This window comes from Methylosinus sp. sav-2, from assembly GCF_004366495.1.
Lineage (GTDB): Bacteria > Pseudomonadota > Alphaproteobacteria > Rhizobiales > Beijerinckiaceae > Methylosinus.
On sequence record NZ_SOEJ01000010.1, the window covers coordinates 65,449 to 88,776 of the forward strand.

10 protein-coding genes are annotated in these 23,328 nt (G+C 66.6%); all 10 read left to right on the forward strand.

Annotated elements, in window-relative coordinates; genetic code table 11:
* Positions 1-36 precede the first annotated feature (36 nt).
* The 10 genes from EDE12_RS15875 to EDE12_RS15920 all read left to right on the forward strand — a co-directional run bounded on the left by EDE12_RS15875 (position 37) and on the right by EDE12_RS15920 (position 23,305).
* A complete protein-coding gene (locus EDE12_RS15875; RefSeq protein WP_245275695.1) occupies positions 37-7,221 on the forward strand; it encodes a non-ribosomal peptide synthetase in 7,185 nt (2,394 codons plus the stop codon).
* Positions 7,222-7,268: 47 nt separating this feature from the next.
* Entirely contained in the window at positions 7,269-8,564 is a 1,296-nt protein-coding gene (gene entS / locus EDE12_RS15880) for an enterobactin transporter EntS (protein WP_024882218.1), read from the forward strand.
* Positions 8,565-8,686: 122 nt separating this feature from the next.
* The gene (locus EDE12_RS15885) at positions 8,687-9,874 is read left to right on the forward strand and encodes an isochorismate synthase (protein ID WP_024882217.1); all 1,188 of its coding nucleotides are present in this window, start codon (positions 8,687-8,689) and stop codon (positions 9,872-9,874) included.
* Positions 9,871-11,487 carry a (2,3-dihydroxybenzoyl)adenylate synthase gene (locus tag EDE12_RS15890; protein WP_026597788.1) on the forward strand — a complete coding sequence of 539 codons (1,617 nt, stop codon included), beginning with the start codon at positions 9,871-9,873 and terminating at the stop codon, positions 11,485-11,487. Before EDE12_RS15885 ends, EDE12_RS15890 begins: the two co-directional genes overlap by 4 nt.
* 20 nt (positions 11,488-11,507) lie before the next feature.
* Positions 11,508-12,377, forward strand: coding sequence for an isochorismatase family protein (locus tag EDE12_RS15895; protein ID WP_026597787.1), 870 nt, complete (start codon positions 11,508-11,510; stop codon positions 12,375-12,377).
* A gap of 28 nt (positions 12,378-12,405) precedes the next feature.
* Complete coding sequence (dhbA, locus tag EDE12_RS15900; protein ID WP_245275694.1) at positions 12,406-13,176, forward strand: 2,3-dihydro-2,3-dihydroxybenzoate dehydrogenase; 771 nt, start codon at positions 12,406-12,408, stop codon at positions 13,174-13,176.
* A gap of 763 nt (positions 13,177-13,939) precedes the next feature.
* Positions 13,940-15,541, forward strand: a complete 1,602-nt coding sequence (locus tag EDE12_RS15905; RefSeq protein WP_051592329.1) for an efflux transporter outer membrane subunit — start codon at positions 13,940-13,942, stop codon at positions 15,539-15,541.
* 2 nt (positions 15,542-15,543) lie between these two features.
* Positions 15,544-16,878 carry an efflux RND transporter periplasmic adaptor subunit gene (locus tag EDE12_RS15910; protein WP_026597784.1) on the forward strand — a complete coding sequence of 445 codons (1,335 nt, stop codon included), beginning with the start codon at positions 15,544-15,546 and terminating at the stop codon, positions 16,876-16,878.
* Between the two features lie 44 nt (positions 16,879-16,922).
* On the forward strand, positions 16,923-20,045 hold the full coding sequence (locus tag EDE12_RS15915; RefSeq protein ID WP_024882210.1) for a multidrug efflux RND transporter permease subunit: 3,123 nt from the start codon (positions 16,923-16,925) through the stop codon (positions 20,043-20,045).
* Entirely contained in the window at positions 20,042-23,305 is a 3,264-nt protein-coding gene (locus EDE12_RS15920; protein ID WP_026597783.1) for an efflux RND transporter permease subunit, read from the forward strand. Before EDE12_RS15915 ends, EDE12_RS15920 begins: the two co-directional genes overlap by 4 nt.
* The last annotated feature ends 23 nt before the right edge of the window (positions 23,306-23,328 follow it).

A 23,328-nucleotide genomic window follows, 5' to 3' on the forward strand; every position in this document is an offset into this window, starting at 1 on the left:
TTGCTTCGTGACGTTTCGATTTTCAAAGGACTGATCGTGCTTGCAGACATCGCTCCAGAGCGGCCGCTCGCGGCTGCGCAGACGCTTCCGCTCGTCGCGGCGCAGCCCGGCATATGGATGGCGGAGCAGCTCGCCGCCGCCTCCAACGCTTATGTCGTCGCGCAATATGTCGAGCTGAACGGCAGGCTGGACGTCGCCTGCTTCAGCGCCGCGGTCCGTCTCGGGCTCGCGGAGGCCGATCTCGTCCATGCGCGCTTCGTCGAGACGGAGGAGGGGCCTGCGCAGCTCGTGCCGAACGATGTGCAGGCGGTCGATCTGCCGGAGCCGGAGCTCGTCGATCTGACGGACGAAGCCGATCCGGCCGGCGCCGCGCGGCGGCTGATGCGCGACGATCTGGAGACGCCTCGGACGCTCGCGGGCGAAGCGCCGCTCTACCGGCACATGTTGTTTCGTCTCAGCGCGGAGGGGTCGGCGCCCGGCGGCGCCGAACGCTGGTTCTGGTTTCAGCGCTATCACCATCTTTCGGTGGACGGATATGGCTTCACGGCGATCGCGCGACGCGTGAGCGAAATCTACACCGCGCTGCGTCGCGGGCTGGCTCCTTCGCCTTCGCCTTTCGTTTCCTTCGCCGAGGTGGTGAAGGAATATGCGGCCTATGACGGCTCGCCGGCGCAAGCCGCCGATCGGCGATTTTGGGCGGAGCATGCGCGCGATCTGCCGCAGGCTGTCACTCTGTCGTCGCGGCGCGCGCCGGCGGACGGAAAATTCACGCTCCCATTGCGCGAGCGGATCGTACTCGACGCGCAAACGACCGCGCTTTTGTCCGCGCATGCGACGGCCGGGCGCGTTTCTGTCGGCGTGATGGCGATGGCTGCGGTCGCCCTCTATCTGCGCCGCATGACCGGCGCGGCGCGTCTCTCGGTGGGCGCGCATTTCATGCGGCGCATGGGCTCTGTCGCATTGCATGCTGTGGGGCCGGTGGTGAATGTCCTGCCGCTGCAGATCGCGATAGACGCGGATATGTGCTTCCTCGACGTCGCGGCCGCGCTCGGGCGCGAATTGGACATGGTGCGTCGCCGTCAGCGATATGAGGCCGAGCTGCTGCGGCGGGATCTCGGCTTCCTGGCCTCTGGACGCGCGCTCCATGGGCCGCTGCTGAATTTCAAAATGTTCGACTATCGCCTCGACTTCGCGGGTGTCGAAGGGATCACGCATCAGCTCGCTTCCGGCCCGGTCGAGGATATCGAATTCGACCTCTATCTCGCCGAGCGCGAGCTCATCGTCGATCTCGTCGCCAATGGCGCGCGTTACGGGGAGCGCGAGCTGGAGCTGCATGCGCTGCGACTCGCGCGCTTCGCACGTCGGCTCGCCGAAAGCCCGCAGACTCCGATCGGCGAAATCGCGCTCATGACGGAGAGCGAAACGGCGCTGATCGCGGAGGCCAATGACACGCGGCGCGCCATACCGCCGGCCTCTGTGTGCGACCTCTTGGAAGCGCAGGCCGAACGCACGCCGGACGCGCCCGCATTGATCGATCGCCGACATAGGCTGGCCTATCGCGAGATGCGCGGCCAGGTCGCGCGGCTGGCTCTCGCGCTGGCTGCGGCAGGAGTGGTTCGCGGTGATCGCGTCGCGGTGGCGCTTCCGCGCTCGGTCCATCTGAGTCTGGCGCTGATGGCGGCGCTTGAGGCCGGCGCCGCCTATCTGCCGCTCGACACGAGCTATCCCGACGAGCGCCTCGCTTACATGGTCGAGGATGCGGCGCCGCGGCTCATCGTCACCAATAGCGCGCTGCGAGGGCGCTTCGAGACGATGGCTCCCGTGCTGATCTTCGACGTGCTGGCCGTTATCGAAGCGGATGCCTCGCCTGCGCGCGTCGCGTCGCCGTCGCCAGAAGATGCGGCCTATGTCATCTACACATCCGGCTCGACGGGACGGCCGAAGGGCGTCGTCGTGCCGCATGGGGCGGTGGTCAATCTCCTGCTCTGGCTGCAGCACGAATATCGCCTCACCAGCGACGATGTGGTGCTGCAGAAGACGCCTTGCAGCTTCGACGTCTCGGTCGGCGAATTCTTCTGGCCGCTGACAGCGGGCGCGCGCCTCGTGATGGCGCCGCCGGACGTCGATCGCGATCCGGCGGAACTGCTGCGCGTCATTCGCGAGCATCGCGTCACCACGCTGAATTTCGTGCCCTCGCTGCTCTCCGCCTTTGTGGCGGCCGCGCGCGCGACGCCGGGCGCGGAGGCGGAAAAGACCTCGCTGCGACGCGTCTTCTGCATCGGCGAGCCGCTGTCGCGCGACCTCGCGGAAGCTTTCGAGCGCACCTTCCATGCGCCGCTGCACAATGTCTACGGCCCGACCGAGGCGACAGTGGAGGTCACTTATCAGCCGGCTTTCGGCGCGGCGCTGGCGACGGCGGAAGGCGTTGGCGTGCCGGTCGGACGGCCGCTCTGGAATTGCGGCTTGCGCGTGCTGGACGCGCGGCTGCGTCCGGTCCCGATCGGCGTCGCTGGCGATCTCTATCTGACCGGCGCGCAGCTCGCCCAATATTATTGGCGGCGGCCGTCACTCACCGCGAGCCGTTTCGTCGCCGATCCAGAAGGCGACGGCGAACGAATGTATCGCACCGGCGACATCGCCCGTTGGCTGCCGAGCGGCGTTCTCGATTTTCTCGGCCGCAATGACGATCAGCTCAAAATCCGCGGCCAGCGTATCGAATTGGGCGAGATCGAGAGCGCGCTCCTCGAGCAGCCCGGCGTCGGCAGGGCCGCTGCGGTCGCTCGCCTGTTCGGCTCCGCGGCCGGGGAGGGCGACGCGCGCCAGATCGTCGCCTATGTGACGCCGGATGCGCCGGAAGGCGCGCTCGATCCGGAGGCGCTGCGCGCCGCTCTGGCGCGTCGCCTGCCGGCCTATATGACGCCGGTCGCCATCGTTGTGCTCGAGGCCTTCCCGCTCGGCGCGAGCGGCAAGCTCGATCGCAAGGCGCTGCCCGACCCGTCCGTGGACGCGCCGACGGCTCGCCCGCCGGCGCCCGGACTGGAGACGCTGCTCGCGGAAATATTCGTCGAGGTCCTGCGCCTCGAGACGGTGGGCGCGCAGGATGATTTCTTCTTTCTCGGCGGCGACAGCATTTCCGCCATCGGCCTATGCGCTGCGCTGCGCAAGCGCGGATATATGCTGCGGCCGAGAGACGTCTTCGAGCGGCGGAGCGTCGCCGGAATGGCGGCCGTGCTGCGCCGCGTCGACCAGGACGCGCGGACTCTTCTCGACGACGGCGTCTCTGCAGCGACGGTCGAGGCGCTGCGGGCTCGCCATGGCGCGATAGCGGCCGTGCTGCCGGCGCTGCCGTTGCAAGAGGGGCTGCTGTTCCACGCCCGGCTCGGGGACAGCGCGAGCCGTTACAACGCCGTCTCGCGCTTCGATCTCGACGGGCCGCTCGACGTCGGGCGGTTGCGCGACGCGCTCGAGGCGCTGTTGCGCCGCCATCCGCAGCTCGCAGCGATTTTCGACGTCGAGCAGCAGGGCAGGGCGTTCCAGATTCTGCCGCTCGTCGAGGGGCCGCAGGCGCTGCGCCGCTGGCCTTGGAGCGAGCATCGGCTGGAGGGCTTCAGCGCCCAGGAGCGCACGGCCTCGCTCGATCGGATCGAGCGCGAGGAGCTCGCCCGCGACGTGCTGGCCGAGAGCGGCGGCCGCCGCATGCTGGCGCGCGCTGTGCTGGTTCGGCTGTCGGAAGAGAGCCATGCGCTTCTCGTCGTCTGCCATCATCTCATCGGCGACGGCTGGTCTTCGGGCGTGATGCTGCGCGATCTTCTCGACGCCTACGCCGGCGCCGCGCTCGCGCCGATCCTTCCCGATTATTCGAGCGTCGTCCGCCGCCTCGCCGCCCGCGACCCCGAGCCCGCCCGCGCCGCATGGCGGGAGGCGCTCGCCGGCGCCGCGCCGACCTTGCTGTTCGATCCCGCCGCCGCCTTCGGCGAGACGCGCGAATTGCCGCTCGCTCTGCGGCCCGGCCTGGCGAAGCAGCTGGAGGCGTTCGGACGCCGGCGCGGATCGACCCTCGCCACTCTCCTGCAGGGCGTTTTTGCAGCCTTTCTCGGCGCGATGACGGGGCGCTACGACATCGTTTTCGGCGCGCCGGTCTCCGGCCGCTCGGAGGCGGAGGCCGGGCTCGACGCGCATATCGGGCTCTTCACCAACACGCTGCCCGTGCGCGTGCGTCTGCGGCCCGATCAGCCGCTCGCCCTGCAGCTCACCGAGCTTCAGAGCCGGCAGATCGCCCTCATGGAGCATGACGGGCTCGGCCTCGGCGAGATCCAGCGCCTCGCCGGCGCCTCGACGCTGTTCGACACTCTGCTCGTCGTCGAGAATTATCCGGATGACGCGCGGTTCTACGCCGAGGAATTCGCGGGCCTGCGCCTCGTCGGCGCGCGCAATCGCAGCTATTCGCATTATCCGCTGACGCTGATGGCGCTGCCCGGCCGCGAATTGGAGCTGCGGCTCGAATATCGTGAGGGCGTCGCCGAGCCGGAGCGTCTCGGCCGCCGCATAGTTCGGCTGCTCGAGCAGCTCGTCGATGCGCCGGAGACGCCTCTCGCGTCGCTCGATCTGCTCACGCCGGACGAGCGCGCGACGATCGTCGCCGTCAATGACACGCGCGTCGAGACGCTGGCGGCGACGCTCTGCGGCTTGCTCGAAGAGCAGGCGTGGCGCACGCCCCATGCGCCCGCGCTGATCGACGCCGATCACGAGCTGAGCTATGCGCAGCTCCGTGGGCAGATCGCGCAATTGGCGCGCGGTCTCGCCGCGGCCGGGGTCGGGCGCGGCGATCTCGTCGCGGTCGCTTTGCCGCGCTCGGCGCGGCTCTCCATCGCGCTGATGGCGGCGCAGCAGGCCGGCGCCGCCTATCTGCCGCTCGACACGAGCTATCCGGACGAGCGCCTGCGCTACATGGTAGAGGATGGAGCGCCGCGCCTCATCGTCACGGACGAGGCGTCGCGAAGCCGGTTCGAGGGGCTGGCGCCGCTGCTCGCCTTCGACCGCTTGCCGCAGATCGACGAAGCGGAGGAGGCGGATTTCGTCTCTCCCGCCAAGCCCGATGATCCGGCCTATGTGATCTACACCTCTGGTTCGACAGGCCGACCGAAGGGCGTCGTCGTCTCGCATCGCGCCATCGTCAACCGCCTGCTGTGGATGCAGCACGAATATGGCCTCGGCGCGGGCGACGTCGTGCTGCAGAAGACGCCGTCGAGCTTCGACGTCTCGGTCTGGGAATTCTTCTGGCCGCTGATGGCCGGGGCCGCTCTGGTCATGGCGCCGCCGGAGGCGCATCGCGATCCGGCGGAGATTTTGCGGCTCATCCGCGCGCATCGCGTCACCACGCTGCATTTCGTCCCCTCCATGCTGGCGGCCTTCGTGTCGGCGACCGACGCCGCGCGCGCCGCCGAGGCGGAGAGTCTGCGCCGCGTGTTCTGCAGCGGCGAGGCGCTGTCGCGCGAGCTGGCGGAGGACTTCGAGGCGCTGTTCGGCGCGCCGCTGCACAATCTCTACGGGCCGACCGAGGCCGCCGTGGATGTGACCTATCAGCCGGCCTTCGGCGCGGCCCTCGCGGGCCTCGAGACGACGGGCGTTCCGATCGGCCGACCCGTTTGGAACACGGGCGTGCGCGTGCTCGACTCCTGGCTGCGGGAGACGCCGATCGGCGTCGCCGGCGATCTCTATCTGACCGGCGTCCAGCTCGCCGATGGCTATCTGCGACGGCCGTCGCTGACGGCGAGCCGCTTCGTCGCCGATCCGCAGGCCGTGGGCGAGCGAATGTATCGCACCGGGGATATCGTCCGCCGGCGGCCGGACGGCGCGCTCGATTATCTCGGTCGCGGCGACGATCAGATCAAGATTCGCGGTCAGCGCATCGAGCTCGGCGAGATCGAGAGCGTCCTCGCCGAGCAGCCCGGCGTGGAACAGGCGGCGGTCGTCGCGCGAGCCTCCGCGGCGGGCGGCCTCGCCGGCGCCGATGAGCGGCGGCTCGTCGGCTATGTGGTCGCGGGCGTCGAGATCGACGTCGAGGCGCTGCGCCGCGCTGTGGCGCAGAGGCTTCCGGCGCATATGACGCCGACGGCTATTGTGCGCTTGCCGGAATTTCCGCTCTCCGCCAGCGGCAAGCTCGATCGCAAGGCGCTGCCGGAGCCGGAGGCCGCGCCGCGCCGCGACGGCCGCAAGCCGACGCCCGGCGTCGAGATCGCGCTCGCCGATCTCTTCGCCCGCGCGCTCGGCGTCGACCAGCTCGACGCGGACGATGATTTCTTCGCGCTCGGCGGCCATTCGCTGCTGGCGATGCGCCTCGCCGCGGATATTCAGCGCGAGATGAAGGTCTCTGTTTCCGTCGGCCAGCTGATGGCCGCGCCGAGCGTCGAGAGCCTGGCGCGCGAATTATTCGCGGAGCGGCGCGAGGAGGATCGCCGCGCCGGCTTCGCCGAGACGCTGTGTCTGCGCGCGGGCGAGGGGCCACCGCTCGTCTGCATCCATCCGGCCTCGGGCTTCTCCTGGCAGTTCGGCGTGCTGACGCGCTATCTGCGCAGCGATTGGCCGGTGATCGCGCTGCAATCGCCGCGGCCTTCGGGACCGATCGCCTCCTGCCGTAATATGGAGGAGGTCTGCGACCGGCATCTCGCGACGCTGCGCGAGATTCAGCCGCATGGTCCCTATCGGCTGCTCGGCTATTCGCTCGGCGGCGTCGTGGCGCAGGCCATTGCGGCGCGTCTTTCGGCCGAAGGGGAGGAGATCGCCTTTCTCGGCCTGCTCGACACCTATCCTTCGGAAATCCAGGATTGGAGCAAGCCGCTCGACGCGGCTGGCGAAGAGGAGATCGAGCGCGAGAAGGCGCTGTTCATGGACGCTTCGCAAGAGGCGCTCGATTCGACGCTCGCGCGTGAGAAGGCCGAGATGTTCGGCCATATCATGGCCAATTACGAGGACTCGGTCCGGCTGCTCGCCTCCGCGAGGACCCCTCGCTACGAGGGCGAAGCGACGCTCTTCGTCGCGCTGCGCACTCTGCCGGAGGGCATGGACGTCGAGGAGACCTGGCGGCCCTATGTCGGCGCGCTGAAATTCGTCGCCTTCGATTGTCCGCATACCGAAATCATCTCGCCGCGCATGCTGCGGGAGCTCGGCCCCGCGCTGAACGAGATTCTCGTCGCGATCGACGCGAAGCGAGGTCTCAAATGAGCGCTCTCGCACGCTTCTTCTGCCGATTCTCCAGCGATCGGACCAACATGACCCAACCTCGCATTTTGACCGATTTCAGCCTGCTGCGAGACAATCGCGATTTCCGCGCGGTGTTCGTGGCGCGGACGCTGTCGCTGTTCGCGCTCGGCCTGCTCACCGTCGCGGTTCCCGTGCAGGCGCTGCAGCTGACCGGCTCACCCGCCGCCGCCGGATTCGTCGTCGCTTTCGGCGGCGGTGCGGCCTTCGTCGGCCTCCTCACCGGCGGGGTGCTGGCGGATCGCCACGACCGCCGCAAGCTCATCCTCTTCGCGCGCGGAACCTGCGGCCTCGGCTTTGTCGCGCTCGCCCTCAACGGGCTTGCGGCCGCGCCCTCGCTCGCCGTCATCTATGCGCTCGCGGCCTGGGACGGCTTCTTCAGCGCATTGGGGGTGACGGCGCTGCTCGCCGCGACGCCGGCCATCGTCGGGCGCGAAAATCTCGCGGCCGCCGGCGCGCTCAACATGATCGCCATGCGGCTCGGCGGCGTCGCCTCGCCGGCGCTCGGCGGGCTGCTCATCATATCGGCGGGTGTCGGCTGGACCTACGCCTGCGCCGCGGCCGGCGTGCTGGCGACGCTGGCGCCGCTGCTGCGCCTGCCGCCGCTGCCGCCCAAGTCGCTGCCGTTGATGGGCGCGAGCCCGGAGACGCCGGCGCGCGCGCTGCTGTCGGGCGTGCGCTATCTTTTCGAAAATCGCATCGTCGGCGCCGTGGTCGCGGTGGGAACGCTGGCGAGCCTCGCCGGCGGCGTGCGCGTGCTGTTTCCGGCGCTCGCGAGCGCCTATGGGAACGGCCCGGCCGATGCGGGGCTCATGTATTCCGCCGTTCCGCTCGGCGCGATGCTCGGCGCGACGACGAGCGGCTTCGTCGCGCGCCTCGCGCGTCCAGGCCTCGCTCTGCTCGCCTGCGCCGCGGCCGCATTCGCGGCGCTGGCCGCGCTCGGCGCCGCCGGCGGACTGGTCCCGGCGCTGCTCGTCCTCGTCGTCTACGGCTATCTCGGCTCCATCGTCTCGCTGCTGCAATTCACGCTGGTGCAGAAGAACACGCCGGACCAGCTGCGTGGGCGCGTCAATGGACTCTGGACCGCGCAATTCATCGTCGGCGACGCGCTCGGCGCCCTCCTTCTCGGCCTGCTCGGGGGAATTCTTCCGCCCGCGCCGGCGGTGGGCGCCTTTGGCCTCGCCGCTCTTTTCTCCTTCTTGCCGATGGCGGCGGCCTTTGGCGCGTTGCGCCGATCGCCGGCCGAACCCGCCGCCGAAGGCGTGGCGATCGAAAAGGAAAAGCAGAGCCTCGCGCCCTCCGGCTGAGGCGCGACGCCCAGAACAAAAGAGGGACCGCTTTCTTCCCAAACGCGACGGCGTGCGCCGCCGCGGCCGGGACCGCGCGTCCCGCTCGACCGATTTTCATTCGTCCACAAAGGAGCGTTCCGATGGACGCGATTGTCGCAGAAAGGCCTTCCAGAGAGATTTCGGCGCAGGCTGAAAAGCCGTCGTTTCTGTTCAGCTCGCCCCATTTCGCCATAGAGGCCTATGGCGTTTTCGAGCGAATACGCACGCCCGCGGTCGGCGGCGGGGGCGCAGACAGCGTTCTGCAGGCGGCGGTCGACGCTGCGCTGGCGAGAGCGCGTCGCGCGGGACAGGATCATCCGATCGTCGTCGGCGCGATCCCCTTCGACTCGCGTCAGCCCTCCTTCCTCTTCGCGCCGAAGACGCATCGCATCAGCGCGCCGCGCATGGCGACGAGCGCGCCAGAGGCGAAGGCCAGTGTTCCCGCGCTCTGGTATCGCAGCGTGCCGGGCCAGAGCGGATTCGAGGAGGCCGTCGCCCAGGCCGTCGCCAATTTTCGCGACGGCCATGCGCGCAAGGCGGTGCTGTCGCGCATTCTCGAGATCGAATTCGCCGAGCGCGTCGACGCCGTCGCGATTCTCGAAATTCTGCGGCGCCAGAATCCCGCCGGCTATCATTTCCACGCGCCGCTGCCCGATGGCGGCGTTCTGCTCGGCGCGAGCCCCGAGCTGCTCATCCGCAAGATCGGCGGCTCCATCCGCTCCAATCCATTGGCGGGCTCGGCGAAGCGCGTCGCAGAGCCGGACGAGGACGCGCGCATCGGGCGCCGTCTCCTGCAATCGAGCAAGGACAATTTCGAGCACAGGCTCGTGATCGACGAAATCCGCCGTCTGCTCGAGCCCTTATGCGCCGAGCTGCGCATCCCGGACGAGCCGGCGCTGATGAACACGCCGACCATGTGGCACCTCTCGACCTCCATCTCCGGCGAGCTCGCCGACGGACGTCTCTCCGCGCTGCAGCTCGCGAGCCTGCTGCATCCGACGCCGGCCATATGTGGGTCGCCGACCGCGCAGGCGCGCATGCTGATCGAGCGGCTGGAGCCTTTCGATCGCGGATTCTTCGCCGGAATCGTCGGCTGGTGCGATGAGAGCGGCGACGGCGAATGGGCGATCGCCATTCGTTGCGGCACGGTGAACGAGATGGTCGTGCGCCTGTTCGCCGGAGCGGGGATCGTCGAGGCCTCCGACCCGCGCGCCGAATGGGCGGAGACCGAAGCCAAGCTCACCACCATGCTGCGCGCTTTCGGCGTCGAGCGGGGGATCGCGCAATGAGCGTCGACTTCACTCCCTGGCCCGAAGATCTCGCGCGCCGCTATCGCGAGAAGGGCTATTGGCGCGGCGAGCCTCTGACCGCTCTCCTCGCGAAGCGGCTGGAGATCGCCCCCGACGCCACGGCGATCATCTGCGGCGAGCGCCGCTTCAACTACGCAGAGCTCGACGCCTGGTCGACGAGCCTCGCCATAGGCTTCTCGCGCCAGGGCCTGCGCGCGGGCGACACGGCGCTCGTGCAGCTTCCCAATGTCGCGGAATTCTATGCGGTGCTCTTCGCTCTGCTGAAAATCGGCGTCGCGCCCGTCAATGCGCTGTTCAGTCATAATCGCCTCGAGCTGTCGGCCTATGCGGATCAGATACGCCCCGCGCTGCTCATCGCTTCCGCGCGGCATCCGCTATTCGCCAATGGCGCTTATGTCGAAGCCTTGCAGATCGCCATTCCGGCGCTGCGCGTCGTGCAGATTCTCGGCGAGACGTCTTATGCGGAAAGCCTCGCGCCTTTCGCTGAGCGTCGCTACGCCGTCTCGGCGCGAGAGCTGCGCGGCTCCGCGCCGGGAGAGGTCGCCTTTCTGCAATTGTCGGGCGGCAGCACGGGAGCGCCAAAGCTCATCCCGCGCACGCATGACGATTATTATTACAGCCTGCGCCGCAGCGCGGAGATTTGCGGGCTGACCGAGAAGAGCCGCTATCTCTGCGCGCTGCCGGCGCCGCATAATTTTCCGCTCAGCTCGCCGGGCGCGCTCGGCGTGTTTCACATGGGCGGAACGGTCGTGCTGGCGACGGACCCGAGCCCATCCGTCTGCTTCGATCTCATCCGCCGCCATGGCGTCGACATCGCCGCCGTCGCGCCGCCGATCGCCATGCTCTGGCTGGAGGCCGCGGCCGACGAGGCGCCGCTTTCGAGCCTGCGCCTATTGCAGGTCGGCGGCGCGCGGCTCGGCGAAACGGTCGCACGGCGCATTCCCGCGACGCTCGGCTGCCGCTTGCAGCAAGTGTTCGGCATGGCCGAAGGGCTGGTGAACTATACGCGCCTCGATGATGACGAGGAGACGATCTTCACGACGCAGGGACGGCCTATGTGCGAGGACGATGAGGTGAAGATCGTCGATGCGCAGGGGGCGCCGGTCGGCGTCGGCGAGATCGGCGAATTGCTCACGCGCGGACCCTATACATTCCGCGGCTATCATCGCGCCGCCGAGGAGAACGCGCGCGCCTTCGACGCCGAGGGCTTCTATCGCTCCGGCGATCTCGTGCGCCTGACGGAGACGGGACATATTCAAGTCGTCGGGCGCAAGAAGGATCAGATCAACCGCGGCGGCGAGAAATTCGCGGCGGAGGAGCTCGAGAATCTGCTGCTGACGCACGCCCAAATCGCCGACGCCGCGCTGGTCGCGACGCCCGACGCGCTGATGGGCGAGAAGAGCTGCGCCTGCGTCGTGGCGCGCGGCGACGTGCGGCCGCTCGCATTGCGCAAGCATTTGCGCGCGCTCGGCGTTGCGGAATTCAAGCTGCCGGACCGATTCGAATTTCTCGAGCGGCTGCCGGTCACGGCCGCCGGCAAGATCGACAAGCGCGCCTTGCGCGATCTCGTCTCGAGCAGACCCGCTTCCTGATGCGTGGAGAGGAAACGACAATGGCCATTCCCCGGCTTCCGACCTATTCGCTGCCGCGGCCCGAGGATTTTCCGAAGAACAAGGTCGGCTGGACTTTCGCGCCCGAGCGCGCCGTGCTGCTCATTCACGACATGCAGGATTATTTCCTGCATTTCTTCGGCGAGGAGAGCCCGCTTGTCACGCAGCTCGTCGCCAATGTCGCGGCGCTGCGCGCCTTCTGCAAGTCGCGCAGCGTTCCAATCGTCTACACGGCCCAGCCGATCGATCAGAGCCCGAAGGATCGCGGCCTGCTGAACGATATGTGGGGGCCGGGGCTGAACGCGCATCCGCAGCTGAAGGACATAGCCGCCGCGCTGGCGCCTGAAAGCGACGACACTGTGCTCGTTAAATGGCGTTACAGCGCGTTTCAGCGTTCGCCGCTCGAAGCGATGATGAGAGAGTGGGGGCGCGATCAGCTCGTGATCTGCGGCGTCTACGGGCATATCGGATGCCTGACGACGGCGCTCGATTCCTTCATGCGCGATTTCGAGACCTTCGTCGTCGGCGACGCCATCGCCGATTTCTCGGCGGCAGATCACGACATGACGTTGCGACATGTCGCCGGCCGCTGCGGCGTCGTCGTCTCCGTGGATGCGCTGGTCGATGCGCCCGCGCCGCGCCTCACGCGCGCGCAAGTCGAGGCGCGCGTGCGAACGCTCATCTCGCTCGATGGGGAGGCTTTCGATCCAAACGAGAATCTCATGAATTACGGGCTCGATTCCATTCGCGTCATGACGCTGGTGACAGAGTGGCGCAAGCTCGGCGTCGAGATCGGTTTCGTCGATCTCGCCGATAATCCGACGCTCGACGGCTGGTGGGCGCTGATCGAGCGCAAGCTCGCAGCGGCGTGATCATGCTCGTCACGAAAGGAGGGTCGAGATGAATTCTGCGCGGAGCCCGCAGATGGCTTTCGCCGGCAAGAACGTCTGGGTGACGGGCGCGGGGCGGGGGATCGGCCTTTGCGCTGCGACGACATTCGTCGCGCTCGGCGCGAATGTCGTCGGGCTGGACAAAGCGTTCGCGGAGGCGCGCTATCCCTTTCGCACGCTCGTCGTCGATATCGCCGATCACGCGCAGGCGGAGCGCGCCTGCGCGCATCTGCTGGACGAATCGGGACAGCTGGATGTGCTCGTCAATGCGGCGGGAATTCTGCGCCTCGGCGCCACGGAGGAGGTGAGCCTCGAGGATTGGCGCGCCTCTTTCGACGTCAATGTCTCGGGCGCTTTTCATCTGCTCCGCAATACGATCGCTCAGTTCAAGCGCCAGCGCTCCGGCGCCGTGGTGACGGTCGGCTCCAATGCGGCGCATGTTCCGCGCCTGTCGATGGCGGCCTATTGCGCCTCCAAGGCTGCGCTCGCCAGCCTGACGCATTGCGTCGCGCTGGAGCTGGCGCCCTATGGGGTGCGATGCAATCTCGTCTCTCCCGGCTCGACCGACACGCCCATGCAGCGCGCCATGTGGCGCGCGCCGGACGCCGAGCAACGCGTCATCGCCGGCTCTCCAGAGGCGTTCAAGCTCGGCGTTCCGCTCGGCAAGATCGCGACGCCGCAGGAGATCGCCAATGTCATCGCCTTTCTGGCGTCGGATCTCGCGAGCCATATCGTCATGCAGGACATTGTCGTCGACGGCGGCGCCATACTGACGGCCTAGAGTGTTTTCGAACGAAGTGGGGCGGTTCGCGTGAAGAAAACACGACTGAACAAGGAGATATAGAGTCGCTTCCTCTATCGAGGCGGCCTCGATTCCGCGAAGGCAATTTATGTCTATCGCGTGTCTCGCATGGCCCGACGCTCGCGTCTGTGCGGCCGTCTACTGGTCTGCGCGACGAAATTGCAGGCGACGCCCGCGCCAAAAAGCTCGCGAAACATTTGCGGTCCCTTCTTCCGCGCCGCGCGCCGAATTGGCGTCGAGCGCGGCTGGCGTCAGAAAGCTCGGCGCCTTGCCCTGCTGCAGCCAGCGCCCAGGCTCTTCGCCACCGAAAAGGCCCCTTCGCCTCCCGAACCAGCCGAACAGCCTCTTGCTCGACCCCGAGCGCGCATCGGCGCTGTCATGCCGAGCGGCCGCGTCCGGGCGCAGCTGATGGACGCGGCGCTGGCCCAGCGGCTGTTCGCGGAACCCGGCGCCGAGCCTCGGAGCGGGGCGGTCTATCGAACCGGCGCGAAGCCAGTCCAATCGACAAGCGCAAATTGCGACGCCCGAACTCGATTTTTGCGGGCTGTCCAGCCATGAGACGGGATCGAAACGCCTGGAATCCCGGGGCGCTCGAATCATGTCCGCGCAAGACGGAGGGAAAGCGCGAAACCGGTCTGTGGATAAATTAAGTAATTTTAACTCGACCGTCCCTGTGGTCCTGTCTAGCTTCTGGCGGCGTGTTCAGGGGACGAAGGGCGGGTCGTCGGTGATCGAGTCGAGGATGAATTGGCGATCGACGCGATCGGTCGAGAGCGGCGTCAATGCGCTCTCCCCTCCGAAATGTCGAACGGCGCAGCGCCTGCGACGTCTCGCGGGCGCGGGCGCCGCCGGAGCGTTGATCGCCTCGCTCGCGGGATGCATGGCGGGGCCGGATTATGCGCCGCCGACGGACGTCGCTCCCGTCAAATTCAAAGAGAGCGATCGAAAGAGCACGGCCGCCGGCGCGCGTGAGCGCTGGAAGCCGATCTCGCCGCTCGACATCGCCGATCGCGGCGACTGGTGGCTCGTCTTCCAGGACGAGGATCTCACCAAGCTCGTCGCGCAGGTCGAAATCTCCAATCAGACGGTGGCGGCCGCCGCCGCGGCTTACGATCAGTCGCGTCAGCTCGTGCGGGAAGGCCAGGCCGGCCTCTTTCCGACGGTGACGACCGGCTACACGCCATCGAGAAGCCGCTCCGTCTCGAGCGGCTCGGCCGTCTATTCGAGCAATGTGTCGGTCGCGACCAATCTCGATTGGGAGATCGACGTCTGGGGCCGCATTCGCCGCACTGTGGAGGCCGACGCCGCCGCGGCGCAGGTCAGCGCCGCCGATCTCGCCAATGCGAAGCTTTCTGCGCAAATCCAGCTCGCCGTCGCCTATTTCAGCCTTCGCACTTCCGACGAGCTGCTGGCCTCGATCGAGAGCACGCTCGTGCTGTTTCGGCGCACGCGCGACATTCTGAAGAACCAATATACGATCGGCACCACCTCGCGCGCGGATTTCGTCACCGCCGACAATCAGGTGCTGTCGACCGAGGCGACCGCGATCAATGTCGGATTGCAGCGCGCGCAATATGAGCATGCGATCGCGGTTCTGATCGGGCGTAGCCCGTCGGAACTTTCGATTCGCAAGCGCCGCTGGTCGGGCAAGACGCCGCCCGCCGCGCCCGCGGGCCTGCCCTCGGAGCTGCTGGAGCGCCGACCCGACATCGCTGCGGCGGAGCGGCGGCTGCAGCAGCAAAATGCGCTGATCGGCGTCGCGATCGCCAATTTCTATCCGCGCGTGAGCCTGTCTCCGGCGCTCAATTTCGCGGCCGCCAAGCCCTGGCCGGTGACGGCCGCGCATGAGGCCTGGTCGCTGGCCGGAAGCGCCACGCAGACTTTGTTCGACGGCGGCCTGCTCGACGCGCAGCGCAAGGCGGCCGAAGCGTCCTATCGTCAGGCGGTCGCGACCTATCGTCAGACCGTGCTCACCGCCTTTCAGCAGGTCGAGGACGATCTCGCGTCGATCCGCGCGCTCTCCGCGCAAGTCAAGCGACTGGATAAGGCGGTCGCCGAGGCGCGCGAGGCGGTCGACGTCTATTTCAACCAATATCGGGTCGGCACGGTCGCCTTCACATCGGTCGTCACCGCGCAGGCGACTCTGCTCTCCGGCATCGAATCGGCGTTGACGGCGCGGCAGAATCTGTTCATCGCGACCGTCAATCTGATCGGCGCGCTCGGCGGCGGATGGGACGCCTCGCGTCTGCCCGCCATCGACGCGCTCTCCGCGATCGAGCCGCCGCTCCCGGTTCCCGCGAGCGCGCTTCCGGCCGCATTCGAGACCGCGCAGTCAGCGAGATGAAAATGGACGAGAAAGCCCTTCCCCTCGCGTCCGACGCGGCGCCGTCCGGCAGACGCAAGACCGCGATTCTCGCCGGGTTCGCCGCCTTGCGTCGTTCGCGGATTTTTTATGGCGTAGCGGCACTGCTCGTCGTCGCGGCGTGCTACGCCGCCTATCGTGTAATCGGGACGAAGGAGTCGCCGCCGCCGCGGGCCGCGCGGCGCGCCCTCGGCGGACCGCAGCCGGTCGCCGTGGCCGATGCGGCGCGTCTCGATGTGAAGATCGTTCGCCATGGCCTCCTCGGAACTGTGACGCCGATCGCCAATGTCTCCGTCAAGACGCAGCTCAGCGGCTATCTGACCGACATAGGCTTCAAGGAAGGCCAGCTCGTTCAAAAAGGCGATTTTCTCGCGCAGATCGATCCGCGGCCCTATGAGGCGTCGAAGGCGCAATATGAGGGGCAGCTGCTCCGCGATCAGGGCCTCCTCGATCAGGCGCGCGACGATCTGCGCCGCTATCAATCGCTGAAGAAGCTCGATTCGATCGCACGTCAGCAGGCCGACAATCAGAACTGGGTCGTCAAGCAATATGAAGGCAGCGTCAAAGCCGATCGGGCTCTGGTCGATAATCAGAGCTTGAATTTGACCTATGCGCGCATCGTCTCGCCGATCCGCGGACGCGTCGGCTTGAGGAAGATCGACGCGGGCAGCTATGTGTCGACGGGCGACGCTATCGCCCTCGTCGCGCAGATCGATCCGATTTCGGTGATCTTCGGCGTTCCCGAAGATTATATTCCGGAGATCGCGAGCGCGCAGAAGAAGCGCGGCGCGCTCGAGGTGACAGTCTTCGACCGCTCCGACACCAAGCAGATCGCGGTGGGGCGGCTGCAAACGCTCGACAATTCGATCGATACGACGACCGGAATGGTCAGCGGCCGCGCCGAGCTCGAGAACGCCGATGAAAAGCTCTATCCCAATCAATTCGTCAATGTTCACTTGCTGGTCGATATTCACGAGAAGGCGCTGGTCGTTCCGAAGACGGCGATCCGATCGGGCGCCTCCGGCCTCTTCGTCTATAAGGTGACGGATCAAAATCGCGTCGTGATGCAGCAGATCACGCCGTCCGCCGGCGAGCATTACGACGATTTCGCCGGATACAACAACGGCATGGTCGAGATCGCGCAAGGGCTGACCGAGGGCGAGCGCGTCGTCACCGACGGAGCCGATCGTCTGCGTGACGGCGCGGAGGTCAGGATCGGCGGCGACGGCGGAGCCGCGCCACCGCCAGAGAAGCGCCGTTCCGACCCAGAACGCGCGCGCGAGCGCCGCCCGCCGCGGCCGCCGTCGGAGACGCAGTGAGCGCGCTTCGACGCGCATCCTTTCGGCGAAGCCGGGGCTGAGACATGAATCCCTCGAAGATTTTCATCCTGCGTCCGGTCGCCACGACCCTGCTGATGGCGGCCATCCTGCTCGCGGGATTGTTCGCCTATCGGCAATTGCCGCTTTCCGCTCTGCCGGCCGTCGATTATCCGACGATCCAGGTGCAGACCTTCTATCCGGGCGCGAGTCCGGAGGTGATGACGTCCGCCGTGACCGCGCCGCTCGAGCGGCAGTTCGGCCAGATGCCCGGGCTGAAGCAGATGACCTCGGCGAGCTCCGCCGGCGCCTCGATGATCACATTGCAATTCGATCTCGCCTTGAGCCTCGACGTGGCCGAGCAGCAGGTGCAGGCGGCGATCAACGCCGGCGGCAATCTTCTGCCGCAAGATCTGCCGACGCCGCCGGTCTACGCCAAGATCAATCCGGCCGACGCGCCGATCATGACGCTCGCCGTCACATCGAAGTCGCTGCCGCTGATCGAGGTGGAGGACCTCATCGAGACGAGGCTCGCGCAAAAGCTCTCGCAGCTGCCGGGCGTGGGGCTCGTGGCGATGGGTCATGGCCAGCGTCGCGCGATCCGCGTCAGCTTCAATCCGACTGCGCTCGCCAAATATGGGCTGAACATCGACGATCTGCGCACCGTCATCGCCAACACCAACACCAATGCGCCAAAGGGCGGCTTCGACGGGCCGAAGCAATCCTCGACGATCAACGCCAATGATCAGATCGACGATCCGAAGCAATTCGGCAAGACCGTCATCGCCTTTCGCAACGGCAATCCGGTTCGCCTCTCCGATGTGGCGGAGGTGCGCAATGGTCCAGAGAATGACCGCATCGCGTCCTGGGCCAATTCCACTCCGGCGATCATCCTGGACATCCGCCGCCAGCCGGGCGCCAATGTCATCGAGGTCGTCGAGAACGTCAAAGCCATGCTGCCGCAGCTGCGGGCCTCGCTTCCCGCGGCGATCGACATATCGGTGCTGAGCGACCGCACGACCACGATCCGCGCTTCTGTCGAGGATGTCGAGTTCGAGCTCGTTCTCGCCGTTGCGCTCGTCGTCCTGGTGATCTTCGCCTTTCTGCGCAATCTGCCGGCGACGCTCATTCCGAGCCTGTCGGTCCCCTTGTCGCTCGTCGGCGCCTTCGTCGCCATGTATTTCTTCGGCTTCAGCCTCGACAATCTTTCGCTCATGGCGCTCACCATCTCGACCGGCTTCGTCGTGGACGACGCGATCGTCGTGATCGAGAACATTGCGCGGCACATGGAGGCGGGCGCCACGCCGCTGCAGGCGGCGCTGCGCGGCTCGGCGCAGATCGCCTTCACCATCGTCTCGCTCACTGTCTCGCTCGTCGCTGTGCTGGTCCCTCTGCTGTTCATGGGCGATATCGTCGGGCGGCTCTTTCACGAATTCGCCGTCACGCTGGCCGTGACCATCGTCATCTCCGCCTTCGTCGCTCTCTCGCTCGCGCCGATGCTCTGCGCCAAGCTGCTGCGTCACCGGCCCGACGCGCAACGCAGCCGCTTCGATCGCGCGGCGGAGCGCGCGATCGACGCAATGATCCGCGTCTATGGACGGGGGCTCGACATCGTGCTCGAGCATCAGCCGACGATGCTCGCCGTGACGGTGGGGACGCTGGCGCTCACCTGCCTGCTCTATGTCGTCATACCGAAGGGATTTTTTCCGCCGCAGGACACTGGCGCGATCCAGGCGATTTCCGAAGCCGCGCAGGACATTTCCTTCGCCGGCATGGTCGAGAAGCAACGGGCGCTCGGCGACGTGATCCTCCGCGATCCGGATGTGGAGACCGTCAGCTCCTCGGTCGGCGTCGATGGCGCGAACACGACGCTGAACGCCGGACGCTTCTCTATCTCGCTGAAGCCTCAGCCGCAGCGCAGGGCGAGCGTGACCGAGGTGATCGCGCGGCTCCAGGATGCGGCGTCCCAAATTCCCGGCGTGCAACTCTATATGCAGCCGGTGCAGGATTTGACGATCGATTCGACGGCCAGCAAGGCCGCCTATCATTTCGTGCTCGAGAACGTCGATCTCGCTTCGTTGCGCGAGTGGACGCCCAAGCTCGTCGAGCGGCTGCGCGAGGCGCCCGAGCTCGCCAATGTCGCGAGCGATCTTCAAAGCCGCGGCAAGGCGCTCGACATTCTGATCGACCGCGCCACCGCGGCGCGATTCGGCGTCACCATGGCGGCGGTCGACAATATGCTCTACGACGCCTTCGGCCAGCGCATCGTCTCGACGATCTACATGCAATCGAACCAATATCGCGTCATTCTCGAGCTCGACCCGAAGTTTCATGCGTCGGACGCCGCGCTCGCCGGCCTCTATCTGCCGTCTTCCTCCTCCTCATCGAGCGGTCAGGTGCCACTCACCGCGATCATGCGCCTGCAAGAGCGCGACGGACCGCTCCAGATCACTCATCTCGGGCAATTTCCGGCGACGACGATTTCTTTCGATCTCGCGCCGGGCGTCTCGCTCGGCGCCGCGGTGCGGGCGATCGAGGCGGCGCAGGCGGAGATCGAGCTGCCGGAGAGCTTCACGCTCGCGATGCAGGGCGCCGCAGCGGCTTTCACGGCCTCGTCCACCAATGAGCTGCTGCTGATCCTGGCCGCGATCGTGACCATGTATATCGTTCTCGGCGTTCTCTACGAGAGCTTCGTACATCCGATCACCATTTTGTCGACGCTTCCGTCCGCCAGCGTCGGGGCGCTGCTCGCCTTGATGATCGCTGGCTATGATCTCGACGTCATGGGCGTCATCGGCATTATTCTGCTCATCGGCATCGTGAAGAAGAACGCCATCATGATGATCGACTTCGCGCTCGACGCGCAGCGCGTCGACGGGCTGGCTCCGCGAGAGGCGATCTATCGGGCGTGCCTGCTCCGCTTCCGTCCGATCCTGATGACGACGCTGGCCGCCATGCTCGGCGCCATCCCGCTCATGCTCGGCTCCGGCGTCGGCTCCGAGCTGCGTCAGCCGCTCGGCGTCTCCATCGTCGGCGGCCTGCTCGTGAGCCAGATGCTCACTCTGTTCTCGACGCCGGTCGTCTATCTCTATTTCGATCGGCTGGCGTCTCGTTTCGCGCGGCTCGGCGGCGGAGACGAAGAGCGCGCGCAGGCGGAGGCGACCGAATGAATATTTCGGCGCCTTTCATCGAGCGGCCGATCGCGACCATATTGCTGACGATCGGCTTGACGCTCGCCGGCGCGCTCGCTTTCGTGCGCTTGCCGGTGGCGCCGCTGCCGCAGGTGGACATGCCGACGCTCTCGGTCTCCGCCTCGCTGCCGGGCGCCTCTCCGCAAACGGTCGCGACGAGTCTCGCTGGCCCTTTGGAGCGAAGGCTGGGCGCGATCGCCGATGTGTCCGAGATGACCTCGACGAGCAAGACCGGCCAGACCAGCATCGTGCTGCAATTCGGGCTCGACCGCGACATCAACGGCGCCGCCCGCGACGTTCAGGCGGCGATCAACGCCGCGGCGGCGGATCTTCCCACCGGGATCTCGTCGAACCCCACCTATCGCAAGTTCAACCCCGCCGATGCGCCGATCCTGATTCTCGCCCTTACGTCGAAATCGCTCTCCCGCGCGCAGCTCTATGACGCAGCGAGCAATGTGCTTCAGCAGCGGCTGTCGCAATTTCCCGGCGTCGGACAAGTCGCGATCAACGGCGGCGCTTCGCCGGCCGTGCGTGTCGAGCTCAATCCATCGGCGCTGTTCAAATATGGCGTCGGACTCGAGGATGTGCGAGCGGCTCTCGCTTCCGCCAACGCCAATAGTCCCAAGGGCGATATTATTCGCGGCGGCGCGCGACGGCAGGTCTACACGAATGATCAGGCGACGCGCGCGGATGACTATCTGCCGCTGATCGTCGCCTATCGCAACGGCAATCCCGTGCGCCTCGCCGATCTCGCGGAGGTGACGGATTCGGTCGCCGATGTGCGCAACGCGGCGATCGTGCTGGGCAAGCCTGCGATCGTATTGAGCATTTTCCGCCAGCCGGGGGCGAATATCCTCGAGACGGTCGATCAGATCAAGGCCCAGCTTCCCAAGCTCGCGGCGGCGATGCCGAGCGATGTCGAGATTATTCCGACCTCTGATCGCAGCACGACGATCCGCGCCTCTCTGCGAGACACCGAGCTCACGCTTTTCATCGCCGTCGCGCTCGTCATTGTCGTCGTGTTTCTGTTCATCGGCGAATGGCGCGCCGCGCTGGTGCCGGCCGTCGCCGTGCCAGTGTCGATCGCCGGCGCATTCGGGGCCATGTATCTTCTCGGCTACAGTCTCGACATTCTATCGCTGATGGCTTTGACGATCGCGACGGGCTTCGTCGTCGACGACGCAATCGTCGTGCTCGAGAATATCGAGCGTCATCTCGAGGCGGGCTTGTCGCGGCGCGAGGCCGCGCTGCGCGGCGCGCGCGAGGTCGGCTTCACCGTCCTCTCGATCAGCCTGTCGCTGATCGCGGTCTTTCTGCCCTTGCTGATGATGGGCGGACTGCTCGGACGACTGTTTCGAGAATTTTCGGTCACGCTGTCGATCACGATTCTGGTCTCGCTCGTCGTCTCGTTGACAACGACTCCAATGCTCTGCTCCGTGATATTGCGCGCCGGACCGCGGCGCGACCGCCGTCCGAGCCGACCCTTCGCTCTGATCGCGCGCGGCTATGAGAGAAGCCTTGCCGCGGCTCTGCGTCATCGCGGCCCCGTCATGCTCTCGCTCGTCGCCGCGATCGCGATGACGGTCACTCTATTCGTCATCATTCCGAAAGGCTTTTTTCCGGAGCAGGACACGGGCCGCCTGCAAGGATCGATTCAGGCGGATCAGAGCGCGTCGTTTCAATCCATGAAGGAGAAGCTGGAAGAATTCATCGCAATTATCCAAAATGATCCGGCGGTGGAGGTGGTGGCGGGCAACACGGGGGCGGGCAGCGGAGGCGGGCCGCCCGGCTCCGTGAGCAGCGGTTCGGTCTTCGTCACGCTGAAGAAGCTCGCCGAACGCGACGTGACCTCCGCGCAGGTCACCGAGCGGCTGCGGCCCAAGCTGGGCCAAGTCGCGGGCGCGCGGCTCTTTCTCCAGCCGGTGCAGGATCTGCGCGCCGGCGGGCGGCCCGGCGGCGCGCTTTATCAATATACGCTTTTGGCCGACAGCTCGGCCGAGCTCTCCGAATGGGCGCCGAAGCTGATGCGAGCGCTGCAAGGCAGCAGCGTCGTCGTGGATGTGAATACGGATCAGCAGGAAAACGGCGTCGAGACTTATATCGACATCGACCGGGACACCATGTCTCGGCTCGGCCTCACGCCGGCGCAGATCGACAATACGCTCAATGACGCGTTCGGGCAGCGGCAAGTGTCGACGATCTACAGCGAGATCAACCAATATCGTGTCGTGATGGAGGTCGCGCCGCGCTATTGGCAGGACCCGCAGATTCTGCGCGAGATCTATGTGAGCACGGCGGCCAAGCCGGCGAGCGGCACGGCCTCCTCCGTGCTGCCGGCCGGCTCCGTCACCTCGGCGACGTCATCTGCGACCGCCAATCTTTCGCTCGACTCGGCCCGCAACGCATCGACCAACGCCATCGCCAATTCCGGCCGCAGCGGCGCCTCGAGCGGCTCGGCGGTGAGCACCGCGGTCGAGACAATGACGCCGCTCGTCGCTTTCACGCGCATGAAGCGAGGCGCGACTCCGCTCGCGATCAATCATCAAGGACCTTTCGTCGCGGCGACGATCTCCTTCAATCTCGCGATCGGCGCGTCGCTCAGCGACGCGGTCGCGGAATTCGATCGGGTGAGCGCCGAGATCCGCATGCCTGCGAGCGTGCATCGTGGGATGGAAGGAATCGCTCGCGTTTTTCAATCGTCTCAGAGTGACATGCCTTTACTGATCGTGATGGCGCTGGCGGCGGTCTATATCGTGCTGGGCATGCTCTATGAGAGCTATCTGCATCCGATCACGATCCTTTCGACTCTGCCATCCGCCGGGGTCGGCGCGCTTCTCGCGCTGTTCGCCTTCGGCTCGGAGCTCGATGTCATCGCGCTGATCGGCCTGTTTCTGCTCATCGGCATCGTGAAGAAGAACGCGATCATGATGATCGACTTCGCGCTCGACGCCAAGCGTCAGAGAGGGTGGAGCGATCATGATGCGATCGTCGAGGCCTGCCGCCTGCGGTTCCGTCCGATCATGATGACGACCGCGGCGGCGCTGTTCGGCGCCATTCCGCTGGTGGCGAGCTTCGGCGATGGAGCGGAAATTCGCCGCCCCCTCGGCATCACGATCGTCGGCGGCCTCCTGCTCAGCCAATTGCTGACGCTCTACACGACGCCGGTGCTCTATCTGACGTTCGCCGATCTGCGTGACAGGATCGCGCGTTCGCTGTCGGGGCGCGGAAGGCGAGCTTGACAATGGCGGCTCGTCCGCCGCTT